Raw genomic sequence first — 17,495 nt, forward strand, 5'->3', positions numbered from 1 at the left:
TGATGCCAACACGTCGCGAGTTTCTGATGATGAGTGCCGGAGCCGACCTCTTACTCGCGGTTCCTGTTTTTACCCGTAATGGCATTCAGTATGAACAAACGGCACCGGCAATTACGCTAATTTTTGGAAGCCTTAACCGCTCGGTTCAAGCTCCTTTTGTAACAATGCTTAATTCATGCTTATCTATTGATAAGAAAAAGTAATACTGGCAAGTGCATTCGCGGTGCCTGGCCGTAGATCGCCCTTGCGGATATACCGCGCCTGGAAAGGCAGATTCAGTGTTTGTGCCTGGCCGGTGGTTTGAACAAAAAATTGATTGAGCGTCCCTGAGGCCGAGCTGTCCGGCCCCAGCATAAGCGGACCATTACCGTTATAGAAAAATTCCACACCGACACCTGCGGCGGTTGAGTCACTGGTTAATGAGACGACAGAGGAGCTGTTCGCGGGGTTAGCCTGATCAGTTATCACTGCGTTCACGGCAATGTTTTCATCACAACCCAATGCAACGTTGAAGCTACCAAAGGCGGATGTACTGCCGACTGAGGGAAGTGTGCGGACATCAATTACCCCAAGATCCACATCGGCGGCTTTGGTCATGACCGTACATCCGGATGCCTTCACCGTGATAGTGACAGGATTGATGATCACACGCGCAGTTTTCACCTCATTGTTATAAGCCGTCAGTACTGCGGCATCGATAGAGCGAGTCTGGTACACGCCGGAGGTGAGTGTATTACCTGTTTTGATAAACGTCACTTTTGCTGACCAGCCCAGATCCGGACTGGAACTGCTGGTCCCTGGTGCTGGATACGTCTGGGTCAGTCCGTCCTGAAGCGGTATATAGACTGAGCTATTGAAATCTTTCACTCCAATAATAAACCCTACGCCAGTCACCCCAGTTTCAAAAATGGTGTAATTAACACCATCGACATTTACCGATGCACCTGTAGAGATTGCACCGCTACCTGGCATCATTGTGCCTTTTGTACAATAAACGAAATAACCGCACCAGAATACCTGCTGAACAGATGCAGTCGCACTCCAGGTAGAGCCTATAATATTACCGGGCTTCACCGAATCAGCAGGTCCTGAATAGTTCATCGGCTGTGGAGATAACGTAATATCGGACTTCCAATCCAACGCATAAGCCTTACTTATGCAGTAAAGCGAAAGAATAATAGTGAAAAATAATCGTATCATTGATACTCCAATACCCAAGTGGCAATGGCTGAGACAGGTCCGGGGCTGACTGGTGAACCGGTTGCAGCAAGACGTGCGTGAAATTTCATCTGAACATTCTCCGCACCGGGTGTTCCCAGAACATCTGTTTGCCTATTTAGTGCAAGAGGCTGTTCGTCTTTATTCAGTAATTCAACGGCAACGCCTGTGGCACTACCGTCATCAACCTTAATAAGATCTGCCGCATCACCGTCCGGAGTGCCGACAAAACGAATTTTCACCCCCGTAAACGTTGGCCCACACTCTTCCAGATTGATAAAAAAGGGGGTTTTAATATTGCTAACCCCATGACTAACACCGAACTGTTTTGTGGCGATGTTTCCCAACGGGACTGTCTGCATTTTCGAATCCGTTGACACAGTACAGGTGTTACCAATCAGTTTTCCCGTCACTGATACCAGCACATCGTAAGCCAGCACAGGGGGCGGTAAAAACGAAAGCGCCAGTATTGTCAGTAATGGCATTCTTGAGATTATTGACATACCAACTCCTGCGAATAGAGGCCCGTGTTTGGGTTGTAATATTTTTTATCCAGTTGATAACGGGCTGTACAGGATTTATCACTGCCAGCTCCCCATACCGCCCGCAGTGTTCCTTGCTGCGGTAGCCCGGATAGATAAAGACTTCCCTCATCACCGATGATGCTGCTGTTAGTGCTTTCATCAGTCAGAGAGACAATAGTGCCAAATGGAAGAACACCATTTTTATAGCGAACGAAAAACATCGCTTTCATACCAACTTTGGTGGAGATAGTCGCTCTCACCAGTGCGCCTTCGGTTGGTGTTTTGCTAATAATTGTATTGTCCAGTTCAACGCCTTCGCCTGCCGTCGTAGCATCCATTTCGACCCGGTTTACACGATAAGGGGTGGCAAACGGAACCACGGCATAACCACGGCTGTCGGTTTTAACGCCTCGATGGCTACGGATAGCGACATCACTCGCGCCCTCCGCTTTAATCAGAATATTGGTATTACCCAATGGTTGGCTTAATGTCAGGCCATCTTCATGTAGCACTGCACCACCACTCATACCGTAACTCAGGTTGCGAGCATTTTTGGAATAACCATAACCGAGGTTGTAATCACCCCTTGCCCCTTGGTAACGAAGGGCCAGATCACCGCCATACTGCTGCTGGGCGCTGTAACGCTGGTTGGCGCTATAGAATAAATTTTCCTGCCCCGGCACATATCCGTTAAGACCCACATTGCTTATGGTGCCGGATGAATCAGAGTGCGTCAGAGCATAATTTGCACGCGTTGACAGCGCAGGATCCCCTAACGGTAACGATAGCGACAACGAGAAAATATTCTCTTTTTTGCTGTCATACAGACTGGTACTTCGCTGGTAGCTAACACCGTAGGAAACACGACCGAGCGTGCTATTCCACGCAAATTGAGCACTTTCAGCGGATTTATCTGATTTCCAGTAAGTCTGTTTATCCCACGACAACGATAACGCGCCAGCCTCTCCCATACTTTGTGACAAAACCACCTGATTTCTGGATTTACGTGACAAGGCCAGATTGTAGACATTCTCATAATTAGTGCTGATGGAACCATCAGCCTCTGTTATCAGCGCCACATTTCCACCTTGCATCCTTTTATAGGTGGTATCACTCAATTCATAGAAGCCATCAGAGGAGAAGAACCACGAATTTAAATTGAGTCTTGTCCCATAGTCGTTCACCAATTTGTTGTAGCGCAGACGCAACGCATCACCACTGTAGCTATTTCTGTCAGCCAACACGCTTTGGGCATGAGTCATATCAATGGAATAGGCCCCTAGGCGCCCAACGTTTTGCCCGATCCCCATCGCCAGCCCAGTGTAATTTTCTGAAAACTGAGCGCCGCCATAGAGCGTCAAGCCATATTTCCAGCCCCAAAATGCTTCAGTTTGCATAATAAGGGGGGAGTCCTGGTTTTCGTTCGAGCGGAAATAGCCAACTCCAGCGGCATATTTAAATTGGCCCGGACGTACCAGATTCGGCACGCTAGCAAAAGGCACCGTGTAATGCGTTTCAGTACCGTTAGCTTCTTGGATCGTAACGGATAAATCGCCACCAGAAGACGTCGGATACAGATCGTTCAATACAAACTCTCCGGGGGATACGGAGGTCTGATAAATAATATTGCCATTCTGACGCACAGTGACAGTGGCGTTACTGCGCGCGATGCCACGGACTTCAGGGGCGTAGCCGCTCAGGCTAGTCGGCAGCATATTATCGTCAGTATTCATTGCCACACCTCTTAGCCCCACTGAGCTAAAAATCTGTGAGGAGGTGTTGGTTTCACCCAAATAGAGCTGAGACTGTAATGCGGGTAAATCCCGTTGAACCCACGTTCGGACATGCGTCAGGCCATCATCCGTATTTTTTGTCCATGTCGAATAATCACGAAAACGCCATGGACCAAAATTCATTCCGCTGTTCAAACCAATAAACATCTGATTGTCTATTTCTCGTTTCTCACGATGATATTCATTACGAGATCCATTAACGACGTAATTCAGCCAAGCAGAACGAATGCCATCTTCCCAACTCTTTGGGTTGATATAACCCCGAGGCACATTCAACATATATCGCTGTGGCAAATTAAAATAAACAGACAACTTATTTTGATCAAAAGAGATCTGCACGTCTGGAAAATGATCTCCTAGAAAATAACATTGGTCATCAACTGGGGAGAAATTACCTTGTGTTTGAGTGATATCAATTAACATTGATTTCATCTGTTCTAATGTCAAACATGGCTCAAGTACGGAGTTATCTTTCTCTTTGTTAGTGCTAAATTTTACGTCCCCTGTAAATACGTATTCTTCGTTTACGTATATGCTGACATTATATTCACCTGGAGGTAATTCACGCCCATCATTAACCCAAGATAGATCCGCAACACTATCACTTTCGCCATTAAGAAATGCGGGATTAAAATGAATATCATTCTGTGCGTGAACTACGCTTCCAAATAAAAATTGGGAAAGCAGAACGCAATTTATTTTCATCCTCACTCTATACACTCTCATTTACTCTGAATTGTTATAACTTAATGTGTTGTTAACGAAAGAGAAGTTTCCGACGTCCAGGCGCCATAATCATTGATCGCCTGGTAAGTAAGCTGTCGAGCGTTGCTGAATGACTCTTCAAGTATCACGCTATCTTTGGGTGGAATCATTAACGGTTTGACCGCTTTTCCATCCACTTTCATATTTATAGTCGTAATATGAAAAGGAGTCGGGTTAGTAAGTTTTATTTTACCGTTATGAAATTCGCCACTAAGATTTTTCCACTCATCATTATTGGCTTTCTTTGTCAGGGCATCAGGACGATAAAACAACTTAATACGACTCGCAGAAGCAAACTGTAAGGTATTAGTACTACTTTGTTTAGCCGTTTGAGGAATCGCTTTTACCGTTATCCAATAGAGTGTTTCACGATCTTGAGGTAATTGCTGTCCATTAAACATGACCTTAACCGCATTTTCCATTTCCGGTTTCAGAACAAATAGAGGTGGCGTGATAACAAAATCACTCGAGCGTTGCCCTTGGGAATTTTCAACCCATGACTGAATAAGAAAAGATAATTCTTTATCCGTATTTCTGACGTCTAATAAAGATTGTGAGACTGACCCTGAATAAACCATCCGGGTTACACCTAATCCTACTCCCCCTGCATAGACTGCAGATGTGCACAGAGAAGTGATCAATAAAATAAATATAGTCAGAATACGCATAATAAAAAACCTAGATGTTGGAATAAAATTTAAGGTCCAGCCATCCTTGCCAGACCTGTCGATTAAGAGTAAGTCAGGGTGTAAGTAGCAACAGTGCTCGCATCACCTGCAGTAGCTCCGCCATTCGGTGAATAGTATTTCGCACCAAAGTTTAATGTATTGACACCATCACGTAAGTTCACCGCGCTTGAGGCTTCACCTAATTTAACAGCCGTGCCCTCTTCGTTATAAAGGCGAACAGCTACATTCTGCGCAGTACCAGTACCGCCATTTGAACCTACTGCCAAGCTGGTAGGATCATCATTATTTGGCGTGCCACTGAAGGTGACGGCAACATCCTGGGAGACTGAAGAGTCGCAATCTTCCAAAACAATAGAGAATTTCTTCAGCGTTGGTGCTTCACTGGCTGCGGCACTCAAAGTCGCAGCTCTTACCTGCCCCATATCTACGTTAATGTTAGCGCTGTTGCTACTCACGGCGCAGGCGGTAGTCACAACGGAACCGTTAAAATTAATGGTTCCACCTGCAACTTCCGCAGCAAAGGAAGAGGCCGCCAGAGGAATCAGTGCTAACAAGCTGCACGGTAACAGCTTCTTGGCCAGAGATTTATTATGTACTTTCATGTGAATACCTTCTATATATTGATGTTGTGAAAAATAAGATAAAGTTAACCTTAAACAAAACAGTAAATCTGTTCTGTTTTTAATATTCGGTTATATTAGCGAAGTCTATTTTAAATGCCGTTAGAATACACTTCGATAAAACTCCCACCCCTGACGGGGTATTTACGAACACGAAATGCAAATTTTATTATCAAGCTAGATGTTATATATCCCATAAGGGGTTACAATTAAATCCAATACTTCAGATGCTATTAGCTAGCTAGAATCATTGCAGGATCAATCGCACAGCCAACTGAAGCAACTCTAGTTGCTACGAAATTAGGCGATAAAACAATGGTGTAACAGTATGAATTTTTAACGAATAACCAACCTTTCCAACATTAATAATAAAATCCTGATTTAAACCAATCGAAGTTAGTTTGAATTTTAATTCTCGTATCGTTTTCCATAATTGCTGACTAGATGCAACCAGGTTATGGTCTTCCCACACTTCCTTTAGGAAAGTTTCTTTTGAAACTGTGTGTTCACCTTTAGACACTCGAGTTAAAAGACATTTCAAAAACCTTACCATCACATCATTGAGGGCAACGGCACCCACAATCATTGAGCGCTCAGGAAACACTGCCGAGATTCTCGTTAATCTTTTATTGGCAATATCAAATTGAATATCATCATCAATAATAAAACCAAAAAGTCCATTTTCCATAAATCATACAGCCTTATTCAAATACGTATAGTATTCAATTTCCATTCCGATTGGTTATTAATGATATAGGGTATCCTCATCTCAAAGCAATCACATACATATGGCAAAGTATTTTCATGCCAACTTGGTATTTTTAGTATTTTTTATTATCATTCTGCATATTGCAGTTAATTTGTTCATTTATGTGTAAATTATTGGTTTTTTCATCTTAAAATCTCTCCACTTTTCTTGCTAGCATAAAAAGTTATTTTAATGTATATTTCCAGTGTTAACCCCTGGTAGTCATAGGGTTTTATCAAAAATATGATGAAAGCATCATTCTATGAAGCTAAAACCCATAAGTAATCTGTTATAACAGACAGTATCGTTGATACGTCATCTGCTATTTTGTTGCAGTACTCCTCCTCAATTCATTCTGTCATACAACAGTCTTTTCGCTCGTTCTGTTGTGTGAGATGAATACTAAGAGACAATCTGGAATTATCGTAATTAACTTTTTTTAATTAATTTTATTTAAGTTTATTAAAACTTATGTTTAGTTAATTCTAGGTAGGAAGATTCTACCAGCAAGGCATAGAGTTCATGGCTAAAGAATAGGGAGAGCCATTGATAGAGACAATCTAACCACTTGTTTTAATTTAATTAATTTATCTTATTAATAAATTTCGCCTTTCCCATTAGATATTGAATTACACTTAAATAAGGCAGAATTTATCCACAGTAGAATAATTTATTTTTAATCAGGGTATTAAAAATGCACACTAAATTTATTATTAATGGCAAGGTTTGCTTTTTATCTGATGAGCATCGATTGGAGCCGATAGGAGAGCAAGGGTCTGCCATTTCTTTGAACGTACCTGCTAGTCGGTGTTTATTATTACTACTTCAACGCAAAGGAAGCGTTATCAGTCAAAGTGACTTTGTTTATGAAGTTTGGGAAAGTAAAGGACAGTTTGCTAATGCCAATACCTATTTTCAAAATATACATTTATTACGCAAGGCTTTGAAGAATTCTGGCATTGAAGAAAACATCATTAAAACGGTACCAAAGGAAGGGATCCGATTTACAGGCACAGTAACATACCTCAATGAAGACAATTCAGGATCTACTACTGAGTCCACGGAGGACGATACAAGGAATATCTCCACCAAAGCATCAACGGATATACTGACTCCCGACGTGATTGATGTGGAAATAGAGCCACCATCCATGCCACTCTTTTCTAGTCAGATTATTTTATATGTCAAAATTTTTTTGATACTCAGTCTATTGAGTGTGTTCATTTCTCTTTTGTTAAACTTCCAGAATGACACCAGCCAAAACGCAGAATTTTTTTCAAACTATCAGCTAATTGGTGAAGTGAACCAGTGTAAGGTTTATGCCAGCAATACATCTATTCTGTGGCCCCGTAACGAGTATTTAAATTTCATCCATAATAAAAACATTCATTGCCAACCCGAACAGGTAGCCTACATAACGATAAATATATTTAGAACACGTGTACTCATCCATGTTTGTGATGAAAGCGTGAGTAATACTACATCCTGCTTAACAAAACTATATATTATAGAGAGTAAAAATGAACGGTAAAAGGACGCTCATTCTATTTGCCTTTTTAGTGGTGCTCGCCTTTTCTCCTTATATCGCAAAGGTAGTCTATCACTATCATTCAGATCACTTCTCATGCAAGGGGAGAATCAACTTCATCTATGATGACACAAGCTATAACGCACAAGTTAAATACACTTTTGATGGTGATAAGGGTGAAGTAGTCGCCGTGGGTGAACTCAGCAAATCAGGAAAGATGATCCGACGAATCTCGCAGCAATTATCATTTAATTACACTCGTCATGGTAATGAAATTGTTATGTTATCTACAAATTCAGCATTGAACGATGACCAAGCTAGAATGCTGGTTTCGTTCGTTCCTGATTTCTATCTATTTAAAGATCGAGGGTTGCGGATCCGCATTTATCAGCAAGGAGATGGGTATGTCTTTACAACCTTCAATATTCCAGTCTTTATCTGTACTAGAATATAATGCACCCTCGTAATTTTATTACAGTAATACCGTTTGTAAGTCATAGCAATTTCTAAAAGCTAGCTACTGTGCAGAAACAGTAAAGTCGGCCCGTAAGGGTAAAATTGGACAATAAAATGTGACCACCAAGACAACGTCAACTGAGGTAGATGGCGATCAGCAACCGTCCGTTACTCACCGTTGATACCTGCCAGTGCCAAAAAATAAGCCTCATCAGGAAATGATGAGGCTTATTGGTCATATTGGTGCAGTAATGACCTCCGTTACAACAGCTGAAGTCGAACTCGGTGCCATAACCGGATTATCGGCCAGAATGGCGTAAACCGGAGCCAGGTCATGCCACTCTTCAAGCCGTCGTTGGTGGATCAACCAGCAGGTTATCGCAGCACGATACCGATAATGCTTGAGCTATGACGATCGCTAAGGACGAGCGAAACTAAAAACATTTCACGGGTCAACATGGCAATCCTCCTTATATAACATTGGGGTATGAATAACCTGATTATATTGAGGAGGTTGTTATTTAGTCTACCCTTTCTATATCCCATTATTATTTCGAGACTTTCACTCACTCCCGCTTTTAGCGGACACTGCCTGCGCACAAGCCCAGGCGGAACTCCAGGCCCATTGGAAGTTGTACCCTCCTAACCAGCCGGTGACGTCAACTACTTCGCCAATAAAGTACAATCCCGGCACTTTATGGGCTTCCATCGTCTTGGATGAGAGCTCCTGAGTGTCTACGCCGCCAATGGTGACCTCGGCAGTTCGGTAGCCTTCTGTCCCATTGGGTTGTACGCGCCATTGCTGGAGATGGGCCACCAGCACTGCCTGCTGCGGTGCATTTAATTGCTTCAAGGTGACATCCGGCAGTTGCTCCAATGTCTGAAGGCACTCCACCAAGCGCTTGGGTAACAGTTGGGCCAAGGTATTCTTCAGCGTCTGATTAGGATGCGCTTGCCGCTCGTTGTTTAGGAAAGCGTCCAGATCAGTGTCAGGAAGTAAGTTAATGCTCACATACTCGCCAGCCTGCCAATAGCTTGATAACTGCAAAATAGCCGGGCCAGAAAGTCCACGATGGGTAAATAAAATACTCTCGCGGAAGCTAACACCATTTTCTGCCGTGACCACCGCCGGGACTGAAACACCAGATAGCGTTTGCAGGTGTTCCAACAAGGGTTTATGCAAGGTAAAAGGCACCAATGCCGCGCGGGTTGGCAACACTTTCAAACCAAACTGCTCTGCCAGCTTATAACCGAATGGAGAAGCGCCAAGGCCAGGCATTGATAGCCCACCAGAAGCGACAACAAGTGAGTGAGTGCTCACTTTTAAATCATTAATCTGGAGCAAAAAGCCCGCTTCGCTTTTTTCAACTGACAGCACATCACTGCGCAATCTGATCGTCACCTGCCCCAATTCACACTCTTTCAGCAGAAGTTCCACCACTTGCTGCGCGGAATCATCACAAAAAAGTTGCCCCAGAGTCTTCTCATGCCAGGCGATGCCATGGCGATTCATCAGATCAATAAAATCCCATTGGGTATAACGCGCCAAGGCAGATTTACAGAAATGAGGGTTCTGTGACAGGTAAGCGGCAGGTTCTGCATACATATTGGTGAAATTACAGCGGCCACCACCGGACATCAATATTTTGCGCCCTGCTTTTTTGCCATTATCGACCAATAGCACCCGACACCCTGCTTGCCCGGCCTGAGCGGCACAAAATAGCCCCGCAGCACCTGCACCTATCACGACCACATCAAACTGTTCCACACTGGGCCTCACTGAGTAAAATCATCATTGCTGCAAAATTGCCCATATTTGGCTGCTTATTATATTGTTTAGGGCATTCAACCGACAAATTAGCGGCGGGGGATTGTAAGTCGCTGGCTGGAAGATCGCCATAGTAAGAAAATGTCTCATACGGTAAAATTAAGTAACTTGCTGATATAACATACATATGTGGCTTAAAAAGAGCAGTTCGTCTGCGGTCATGTCAAAAAAAGGTCATATTTTCCTTTTCCCCACCCCCCATTGTCACTGATAATGCGCCGCGTTCATGTCCACAAACTGGCGTAACGCTTATGCTACATCTTTTCGCTGGCCTGGATTTCCATACCGGCCTTATGTTAGTTCTTGCTTTGATGTTCGTGCTGTTTTACGAAGCCATTAATGGTTTTCATGATACAGCCAATGCGGTTGCGACCGTAATCTATACCCGTGCCATGCGTTCACAGGTTGCTGTTGTGATGGCAGGGGTGTTTAACTTCCTCGGCGTGATGCTGGGCGGTTTGAGCGTGGCTTACGCCATTGTTCACTTATTGCCTACTGATCTGCTGTTAAACGTCAGTTCGGCACATGGGTTGGCTATGGTCTTCTCCATGCTACTGGCGGCGATTATCTGGAATTTGGGCACCTGGTATTTCGGTATCCCAGCCTCCAGTTCTCATACGCTGATTGGTGCTATCATCGGCATTGGTTTAACCAATGCATTAATGACCAGTACATCCGTTGTCGATGCGCTGAACGTTCCTAAGATGATTCAAATCTTCCTGTCATTGATCTTATCCCCGATTGTGGGTCTGGTTATTGCCGGTTTGATGGTGTTCCTGTTACGTCGTTACTGGAACGGAACCAAGAAGCAGCAACGTATTCACCTGACACCCGCTGAGCGTGAAAAGAAAGACGGTAAACGTAAACCGCCATTCTGGACCCGTACAGCGCTGATCATCTCGGCTATCGGTGTGAGTTTCTCTCATGGCGCTAACGATGGTCAGAAAGGGATTGGCTTGATCATGCTGGTATTAATCGGCGTGGCTCCGGCTGGGTTTGTCGTGAATATGAATGCAACCGGTTATGATATTGCCCGCACCCGCGATGCAGTAACTCATCTGCAACAATATTATCAGCAACATGTTGAGGTATTGCCTCATGCCGTCGCGCTGAAACCACTGGTACCGACACCAGAAACCTTGCCAAATACACCTGCACAGTTCCACTGTGATAGCTCACGCGCCATGATAGCCATTGATCATGCGCAAACTCTGCTGGCCAATCTGCAAAGCTATGACAACTTAACGGTTGATCAACGCAGCCATATGCGTCGCTTGCTGATGTGTGTCGCAGAAACGGCTGGGACTGTTGCCAAGCTGCCAGAAACCAGTGCTGAAGACCGTCGTTTCCTCAATAATCTACGTACTGATTTGCTGGAAACTGTGGAATACGCACCGACCTGGATTATCGTTGCCGTCGCTCTGGCCCTCTCTTTGGGGACCATGATTGGCTGGAAACGTGTTGCTGTGACAATTGGTGAGAAAATCGGTAAGAAAGGCATGACCTACGCGCAAGGGGTTTCGGCCCAGATGACTGCGGCGGTTTCCATCGGGATTGCCAGTTATACCGGTATGCCCGTATCGACAACGCAGGTGCTCTCTTCAGCTGTTGCCGGGACCATGTTGGTTGATGGCGGTGGTGTGCAGAGTAAGACGGTTAAGAACATTATGTTGGCATGGGTATTAACCCTACCGATCTCTATTCTTCTTTCCGGTGGGTTATACTGGGTCGCATTGAAGTTTATTTAAGCCAAGCGAGACGTTTTACTATCACCGTGCGTCTATATTCAACACGATGATAATATCGGACGGTGCATAGCACTGAACGGTGGTAATAAGCAAAAAGGCGGCCTTAACAGGTCGCCTTTTTAAATCCTTCTCTGCCCATCATTCATGCTAATACCACAAGATTAACCCCATCAGACTCACTACGACCAAACCACACAATGCACTGGTCAGTATAAATTGCCCACGTAACCGCTCACAGCGGCGGATAAACTCTGGATCATGATGATCGAGATAGCGTTGAGTAAAAATGTAACCCACTAACCTAATCTGTTTGCTCGGCTGACCGTGGGAGGTAAAAAATCCACCGCCATCAACATATTGATACAGCAACGGGTCGCAGCCACGTAATACCACTAACAAAGCACGTAGTGATGAATAATAACGTGCCATATTAATCACACATACCACACACAAAGCCCAAAAAAGCGCGACGGTACTGATCATAATCATCCTCCCAGCGATATTTCACACATTGGGTCAGTTACCTGAACCTTTGCGCTATCGCTCACTCTAGCCGATACAAACACCCCCAGGGCCTAAAAAACCACCCCCTATCGTTCGCTTTCTCATGGTGGTTCGACGTGTTATTCGCTCGACACCGCATCCGAACGTGTAGGACTCCCTTTATGAGTGTAGGAAATGAAATGGGAAATAGCCTGATAATCTCTAAATTATGCCTATTTGAGCCTTTGTTAACTATCGATTAGCACTAACTTATACTGAATCTTACTTGCTGGAAACGCGTTATATTCACACAAAAACCGCTCAAACATTAATCTCACTTAACTAAATTAGATTAACTTGACTGCAGCTTTTACTGAATTATATTTGCATCACAAATATGAAATTCCGTTCATTGGGGTACTTTATCAGCGCTATACTTAAGATAATGATCTGTTTCAAATTCGAGTGACCGGATAAGGTTCCGAGGCTATAAACAGCAGAATTGAGTTACACCTCGGCACAAATAGATGTAAAACGACATAGGGTTACTTTAGTGATCATCGTCAAAACAGTGTGTTGTGATCCGTGAAACACTTCAGTTAGGGGTCATAATGCTACTATGTCGATATCGCGTTAGCACCCGTTCAACAGTTGAATGTTTGCTTACCCATTAATTAACATTATGGAAGGAGTTTACTTATGGCTTACAAACACATTCTGATTGCGGTTGACCTATCTCCGGAAAGCAAGGTGTTGGTGGAAAAAGCGGTCTCCATGGCTAAACCGTACAATGCCAAAGTTTCCCTGATCCATGTCGATGTTAACTACTCAGATCTTTATACCGGCTTGATCGACGTTAATCTTGGCGATATGCAAAAACGCATCTCGGAAGAAACACATAATGCGCTCACTGAGCTTTCACAGAATGCGGGCTACCCGATTGAGCAAACGCTGAGTGGTAGCGGTGACTTGGGTCAAGTGCTGGTTGATGCCATTAAGAAATATGATATGGACTTGGTATTATGCGGCCATCATCAGGACTTCTGGAGTAAGTTGATGTCTTCAGCGCGTCAGCTGATCAACACCGTGCATGTCGATATGTTGATCGTGCCTCTGCGCGATGACGAAAATGGCGAAGACGATTAAGCGTCCGTTCAATCTAGCTTAACGTTGTCACCGCTAACGCCCGCCTTTTGCGGGCGTTTTTTTATGGTGCTTTTGCTGGTATACCCCATCGCCACTCATTGATAACCCTGCTAACTTTTTCTCAAAATCCCTTGCTGTATGAATATAAACCAATGATATAGTCGATGACGCACAACATCGTCTCCTGACTATTTTTATAAAAATAATAGTTAGAAATAATTATCAGGAGAGTCTTAATTGGTACAAGGAATGATTAGTAATGAATGATTTAATCTCTCTGGAGTCGTTTTTAGAATCGTTACAAAAACGTGATGCCAACCAACCAGAATATCTCCAAGCCGTGCGTGAAGTCTTCACCTCGCTTTGGCCCTTTCTGGAGCAAAACCCGCATTACTGTGAACAGAGCCTACTGGAGCGTTTAGTCGAGCCAGAACGGGTGATTCAATTCCGTGTTGCCTGGACAGACGATCAGGGTAAGGTGCAAGTCAACCGAGCCTGGCGCGTTCAGTTTAGCTCAGCGATTGGTCCTTATAAGGGCGGAATGCGCTTCCATCCATCAGTCAACTTATCAATTCTTAAGTTCCTCGGTTTTGAGCAAACGTTCAAAAATGCCCTGACAACGTTACCCATGGGTGGCGGTAAAGGCGGCTCTGACTTTAATCCGAAAGGGAAAAGTCAGGCCGAAGTGATGCGTTTTTGTCAGGCGCTAATGACTGAATTGTATCGCCATCTTGGCCCGGATACTGATGTTCCGGCGGGTGATATTGGCGTTGGTGGCCGCGAAGTGGCGTTTATGTCCGGCATGATGAAAAAGCTATCGAATAACACCGCTTGTGTCTTCACTGGCAAAGGGTTGTCCTTTGGCGGTAGCCTGATCCGCCCAGAAGCGACCGGCTATGGTTTGGTCTATTTCACCGACGCCATGTTAAAACGCCACGGTTTAGGTTTTGAAGGTCGAAGAGTGTCAGTTTCCGGTGCCGGGAACGTGGCGCAATACACCATTGAAAAAGCGATGGAACTGGGTGCCAGAGTCATTACCGCCTCTGACTCCTGTGGCACAGTGGTTGATGAAGAGGGCTTCACACCGGAAAAACTGGCTCATCTGGCTGAAATTAAAAACAAACGTTACGGCAGTATCGAAGATTATGCCCGTGAACGTAATCTGGTCTATTTAGCGGGTCAGCAGCCATGGAGTGTGCCGGTCGATATCGCCTTGCCTTGCGCGACACAGAATGAACTGGACCTGCCTGCGGCACGTCAGTTGATTGCCAATGGGGTTAAAGCTGTGGCTGAAGGCGCAAATATGCCAACAACCATTCAGGCAACAGATGCATTCCTGGAAGCGGGTGTGCTCTTCGCGCCAGGCAAAGCGGCCAATGCGGGTGGCGTTGCCACATCTGGCTTGGAGATGGCGCAAAATGCGGCCCGCTTAAGCTGGAAGTCAGAGAAAGTGGACGTTCGCTTGCATCACATCATGCTGGATATTCATCAGTCTTGCGTTGAGTACGGCGGTGAAGGCAAACAGACCCACTATGTACACGGCGCGAACATTGCTGCTTTTGTCAAAGTAGCAGACGCCATGTTGGCCCAAGGCGTGCTGTAAATAAGGCATGATTATCCCCATATTCTTTAAGCTGCATCGATAAAGAGTATGGGGTGTCCATCTATATAATGATTTATAATTTTGTGAGTAATGATTACACAAACAATTTAAGACTATCCGAATTTTAAAAACAATATTGATTGTTAATATACCATTCTATTTTAACTGGCATCTATCAGTATTGTTTATAAGGTAAAGTTAGCCATGCGTCGCAGCAATAAATACTCTAAATCAATAAATCAGCAAGAAAATATAAATTTTCAATATGAAATAAAAAGATATATAGCGCCAAGTATAGTCAAAGACGACACATGGAACGGTTGGAGGAATTATGGCCGTGGTATTACTCTATCATACACATTCGATGCTCCACTTAATAAAAGAAACCTTAATGAATATAATGTTGTAGATGTTTTTCCATTCAATGGGTTACAGAGAATCTTAACCAAAGAAATTATGCAATCCTGGGCTGACGTGGCTAACATTCATTTTATTGAAACATCGGGATATGATGACCCCAACATTGTCTTTTATAATTTCTCAGAAGATATCACCCCACATGGATTTGCCTACTATCCAAACAGTTCGAGATGCACTCCAATATATATTAAGTACATACTCAGTGAGAATAATACACCCACCAAATCAAACTTTGGCGGCTTTGTATTGGCCCATGAGATAGGCCATACACTTGGGTTAAAACACACCCACGGCCCAACAGATATGCCGGATGACCAACGTGATACTCAGCAAGTCAGCGTGATGAGCTACTGCGAGGTATGGTATTCAGGTGCTGATCATGGCGGTAATTTAGCGTCGGCAGCGCAATTATATGATATTGCAGCTGCCCAATATCTCTATGGGCCGAACATGAATACCCGCACAGGTAATTCCATTTATGGTTTTAACTCCAATAGTGACAGAGATTTTCTAACGGCCAGGACTTCCGCAGATAAACTGATATTCTGTGTTTGGGATGCTGGCGGCATGGATACTTTCGACTTCTCCGGCTATACCGAAAATCAAAATATTAATCTTAACCAAGCGAGTTTTTCTGATGCAGGTGGACTCACGGCAAATATTTCTATTGCTGTCGGCGTCATCATTGAAAATGCGATTGGGGGTCACGGCAATGATAGAATATGGGGGAATGATGCTGATAACATTCTGACCGGAGGGGGGGGGGCAGATCATCTATGGGGCGGGAAAGGGCAAGATATATTTAGCTACCGTAATATAAATGATTCAACCCTAAATGCTGCGGATACAATATATGATTTCGAGTCTGGTCTCGATAAAATCGATTTATCGTATCTGGCGCATGGTGACATTACGCTGGTTGATTCATTTAGTTCTACATTAAATCGTAATGGCGGTACGGAAATTATGCAATTTTATGGTGCGGTGAGTGATATCACTTACCTAATGATTGATTTTTATTATACCGATAAGACAGATATTGTGATCAAAATAGTAGGTAAGCATCAACTGACTACTCAGAATTTTATTTGTGTACCACAGCTGACAGCCTGACTATTTATTACAGGCTGCTGACATGCGGGTGCCACAGCCTGTTATTTCAAGGAAAACCGCTAAGGCAAATAGAGGTCAAAACGGTGGCTTTTGGTGGTCACTGCCGCCTGTGCCGCGATTCCGGCCAGCGGTTCGGCATAATCTGGGCGCTTAACTACCACCCGCTTGGTCGCCAATGCACGGGCCGGTGCCAGTAAACCATCGGCATCTTCATCCGCCCCCACCAGCGATTGGAATACCCGCATCTCTTTTTTGACCAGCGCACTTTTCTGCCGGTGCGGATACATGGGATCGAGGTACACCACTTCCGGCCGTGGCTCAATGGCCGCTAACGCCGTCAAACTGGAAGCATGTAGCAGCGTCAAACGCTCACGCAACCACGGGCCAATCTCAGCATCCTGATACCCACGGCGTAAACCATCATCCAGCAAGGCCGCCACCACCGGATTACGTTCCAGCATTTGCACATGACAGCCGAGTGCGGCGAGCACAAAAGCATCGCGCCCCAAACCTGCAGTGGCATCAACCACGCGCGGAATGTAGCCTTTTTTGATGCCGACCGCTTTGGCAACCGCTTCACCCCGGCCGCCGCCAAATTTGCGACGATGGGCCAGTGTGCCAGAGACGAAATCAACATAAATGCCGCCAAGTTTCGGCTCATCCCGCTTGCGCAGCTCAAGGCGTTCAGGTGTGAGCACCAGCGCCATAATGGCCTGCTCGTCAGACACCAATCCCCAGCGCTCAGCCAGAATAGACAAGGCGCCGGGATCGGCGCCTGCTTCAGACAATAAACAAATACTTACCTGTGACACA

Annotated in this window: 16 protein-coding genes; 7 read left to right on the plus strand and 9 right to left on the minus strand. The window is 44.6% G+C overall.

Annotation, left to right across the window (positions count from 1 at the left end; translation table 11 throughout):
- The first annotated feature begins 2 nt into the window (after nucleotides 1-2).
- A complete protein-coding gene (locus ACZ76_RS08360) occupies nucleotides 3-203 on the plus strand; it encodes a hypothetical protein (protein WP_048618422.1) in 201 nt (66 codons plus the stop codon).
- Here ACZ76_RS08360 and ACZ76_RS08365 read toward each other — a convergent pair.
- From ACZ76_RS08365 to ACZ76_RS08390, 6 genes are all read right to left on the minus strand, one after another.
- The gene (locus ACZ76_RS08365) at nucleotides 184-1,200 is read right to left on the minus strand and encodes a fimbrial protein (protein ID WP_144413900.1); all 1,017 of its coding nucleotides are present in this window, start codon (nucleotides 1,198-1,200) and stop codon (nucleotides 184-186) included. The genes ACZ76_RS08360 and ACZ76_RS08365 overlap by 20 nt on opposite strands.
- On the minus strand, nucleotides 1,197-1,721 hold the full coding sequence (locus ACZ76_RS08370; RefSeq protein ID WP_048618424.1) for a fimbrial protein: 525 nt from the start codon (nucleotides 1,719-1,721) through the stop codon (nucleotides 1,197-1,199). Before ACZ76_RS08370 ends, ACZ76_RS08365 begins: the two co-directional genes overlap by 4 nt.
- Nucleotides 1,712-4,240: a fimbria/pilus outer membrane usher protein gene (locus tag ACZ76_RS08375; protein ID WP_048618426.1), complete on the minus strand. Its 2,529-nt coding sequence runs from the start codon at nucleotides 4,238-4,240 to the stop codon at nucleotides 1,712-1,714. The genes ACZ76_RS08370 and ACZ76_RS08375 overlap by 10 nt, the downstream gene beginning before the upstream one ends.
- A gap of 41 nt (nucleotides 4,241-4,281) precedes the next feature.
- Complete coding sequence (locus ACZ76_RS08380) at nucleotides 4,282-4,968, minus strand: fimbrial biogenesis chaperone (protein WP_048618427.1); 687 nt, start codon at nucleotides 4,966-4,968, stop codon at nucleotides 4,282-4,284.
- Nucleotides 4,969-5,030: 62 nt separating this feature from the next.
- Complete coding sequence (locus ACZ76_RS08385) at nucleotides 5,031-5,591, minus strand: fimbrial protein (RefSeq protein WP_048618428.1); 561 nt, start codon at nucleotides 5,589-5,591, stop codon at nucleotides 5,031-5,033.
- A gap of 310 nt (nucleotides 5,592-5,901) precedes the next feature.
- Complete coding sequence (locus tag ACZ76_RS08390; RefSeq protein WP_048618430.1) at nucleotides 5,902-6,297, minus strand: winged helix-turn-helix domain-containing protein; 396 nt, start codon at nucleotides 6,295-6,297, stop codon at nucleotides 5,902-5,904.
- A 754-nt stretch (nucleotides 6,298-7,051) separates the two neighbouring features.
- Between ACZ76_RS08390 and ACZ76_RS08395 the strand changes: the two genes are divergently transcribed.
- The gene (locus ACZ76_RS08395; RefSeq protein WP_048618432.1) at nucleotides 7,052-7,888 is read left to right on the plus strand and encodes a winged helix-turn-helix domain-containing protein; all 837 of its coding nucleotides are present in this window, start codon (nucleotides 7,052-7,054) and stop codon (nucleotides 7,886-7,888) included.
- Entirely contained in the window at nucleotides 7,878-8,339 is a 462-nt protein-coding gene (locus ACZ76_RS08400) for a hypothetical protein (protein ID WP_048618434.1), read from the plus strand. The genes ACZ76_RS08395 and ACZ76_RS08400 overlap by 11 nt, the downstream gene beginning before the upstream one ends.
- 564 nt (nucleotides 8,340-8,903) lie before the next feature.
- On the opposite strand, the gene ACZ76_RS08405 is transcribed toward ACZ76_RS08400, so the two are convergent.
- Nucleotides 8,904-10,109: a BaiN/RdsA family NAD(P)/FAD-dependent oxidoreductase gene (locus tag ACZ76_RS08405; RefSeq protein ID WP_048618436.1), complete on the minus strand. Its 1,206-nt coding sequence runs from the start codon at nucleotides 10,107-10,109 to the stop codon at nucleotides 8,904-8,906.
- 311 nt (nucleotides 10,110-10,420) lie between these two features.
- Between ACZ76_RS08405 and pitA the strand changes: the two genes are divergently transcribed.
- Complete coding sequence (pitA, locus tag ACZ76_RS08410) at nucleotides 10,421-11,917, plus strand: inorganic phosphate transporter PitA (RefSeq protein WP_048618438.1); 1,497 nt, start codon at nucleotides 10,421-10,423, stop codon at nucleotides 11,915-11,917.
- Between the two features lie 147 nt (nucleotides 11,918-12,064).
- Here pitA and uspB read toward each other — a convergent pair whose 3' ends face one another.
- Entirely contained in the window at nucleotides 12,065-12,400 is a 336-nt protein-coding gene (uspB, locus tag ACZ76_RS08415; RefSeq protein ID WP_005273532.1) for a universal stress protein UspB, read from the minus strand.
- A 699-nt stretch (nucleotides 12,401-13,099) separates the two neighbouring features.
- Between uspB and uspA the strand changes: the two genes are divergently transcribed.
- From uspA to ACZ76_RS08430, 3 genes are all read left to right on the plus strand, one after another.
- Entirely contained in the window at nucleotides 13,100-13,546 is a 447-nt protein-coding gene (uspA, locus tag ACZ76_RS08420) for a universal stress protein UspA (protein ID WP_004874931.1), read from the plus strand.
- 259 nt (nucleotides 13,547-13,805) lie between these two features.
- Nucleotides 13,806-15,149 carry an NADP-specific glutamate dehydrogenase gene (gene gdhA, locus ACZ76_RS08425; RefSeq protein ID WP_048618440.1) on the plus strand — a complete coding sequence of 448 codons (1,344 nt, stop codon included), beginning with the start codon at nucleotides 13,806-13,808 and terminating at the stop codon, nucleotides 15,147-15,149.
- Between the two features lie 204 nt (nucleotides 15,150-15,353).
- Nucleotides 15,354-16,682 (plus strand): M10 family metallopeptidase C-terminal domain-containing protein, encoded by a 1,329-nt coding sequence (locus ACZ76_RS08430; RefSeq protein WP_048618441.1) that lies wholly within the window; start codon nucleotides 15,354-15,356, stop codon nucleotides 16,680-16,682.
- A 59-nt stretch (nucleotides 16,683-16,741) separates the two neighbouring features.
- On the opposite strand, the gene rsmJ is transcribed toward ACZ76_RS08430, so the two are convergent.
- Nucleotides 16,742-17,494: a 16S rRNA (guanine(1516)-N(2))-methyltransferase RsmJ gene (gene rsmJ, locus ACZ76_RS08435; protein ID WP_048618443.1), complete on the minus strand. Its 753-nt coding sequence runs from the start codon at nucleotides 17,492-17,494 to the stop codon at nucleotides 16,742-16,744.
- Between the last annotated feature and the right edge of the window lies 1 nt (nucleotide 17,495).

The sequence above is a fragment of the Yersinia aleksiciae genome, from assembly GCF_001047675.1.
Classification (GTDB): domain Bacteria; phylum Pseudomonadota; class Gammaproteobacteria; order Enterobacterales; family Enterobacteriaceae; genus Yersinia; species Yersinia aleksiciae.

Excerpts from the sequence above, each read along its gene's own strand:
- ACZ76_RS08360 (WP_048618422.1), top strand. The coding sequence starts at position 3 with ATGCCAACACGTCGCGAGTTTCTGATGATGAGTGCCGGAGCCGACCTC.
- ACZ76_RS08365 (WP_144413900.1), bottom strand. The coding sequence starts at position 1,200 with ATGATACGATTATTTTTCACTATTATTCTTTCGCTTTACTGCATAAGT.
- ACZ76_RS08370 (WP_048618424.1), bottom strand. The coding sequence starts at position 1,721 with ATGTCAATAATCTCAAGAATGCCATTACTGACAATACTGGCGCTTTCG.
- ACZ76_RS08375 (WP_048618426.1), bottom strand. The coding sequence starts at position 4,240 with ATGAAAATAAATTGCGTTCTGCTTTCCCAATTTTTATTTGGAAGCGTA.
- ACZ76_RS08380 (WP_048618427.1), bottom strand. The coding sequence starts at position 4,968 with ATGCGTATTCTGACTATATTTATTTTATTGATCACTTCTCTGTGCACA.
- ACZ76_RS08385 (WP_048618428.1), bottom strand. The coding sequence starts at position 5,591 with ATGAAAGTACATAATAAATCTCTGGCCAAGAAGCTGTTACCGTGCAGC.
- ACZ76_RS08390 (WP_048618430.1), bottom strand. The coding sequence starts at position 6,297 with ATGGAAAATGGACTTTTTGGTTTTATTATTGATGATGATATTCAATTT.
- ACZ76_RS08395 (WP_048618432.1), top strand. The coding sequence starts at position 7,052 with ATGCACACTAAATTTATTATTAATGGCAAGGTTTGCTTTTTATCTGAT.
- ACZ76_RS08400 (WP_048618434.1), top strand. The coding sequence starts at position 7,878 with ATGAACGGTAAAAGGACGCTCATTCTATTTGCCTTTTTAGTGGTGCTC.
- pitA (WP_048618438.1), top strand. The coding sequence starts at position 10,421 with ATGCTACATCTTTTCGCTGGCCTGGATTTCCATACCGGCCTTATGTTA.
- uspB (WP_005273532.1), bottom strand. The coding sequence starts at position 12,400 with ATGATCAGTACCGTCGCGCTTTTTTGGGCTTTGTGTGTGGTATGTGTG.
- uspA (WP_004874931.1), top strand. The coding sequence starts at position 13,100 with ATGGCTTACAAACACATTCTGATTGCGGTTGACCTATCTCCGGAAAGC.
- gdhA (WP_048618440.1), top strand. The coding sequence starts at position 13,806 with ATGAATGATTTAATCTCTCTGGAGTCGTTTTTAGAATCGTTACAAAAA.
- ACZ76_RS08430 (WP_048618441.1), top strand. The coding sequence starts at position 15,354 with ATGCGTCGCAGCAATAAATACTCTAAATCAATAAATCAGCAAGAAAAT.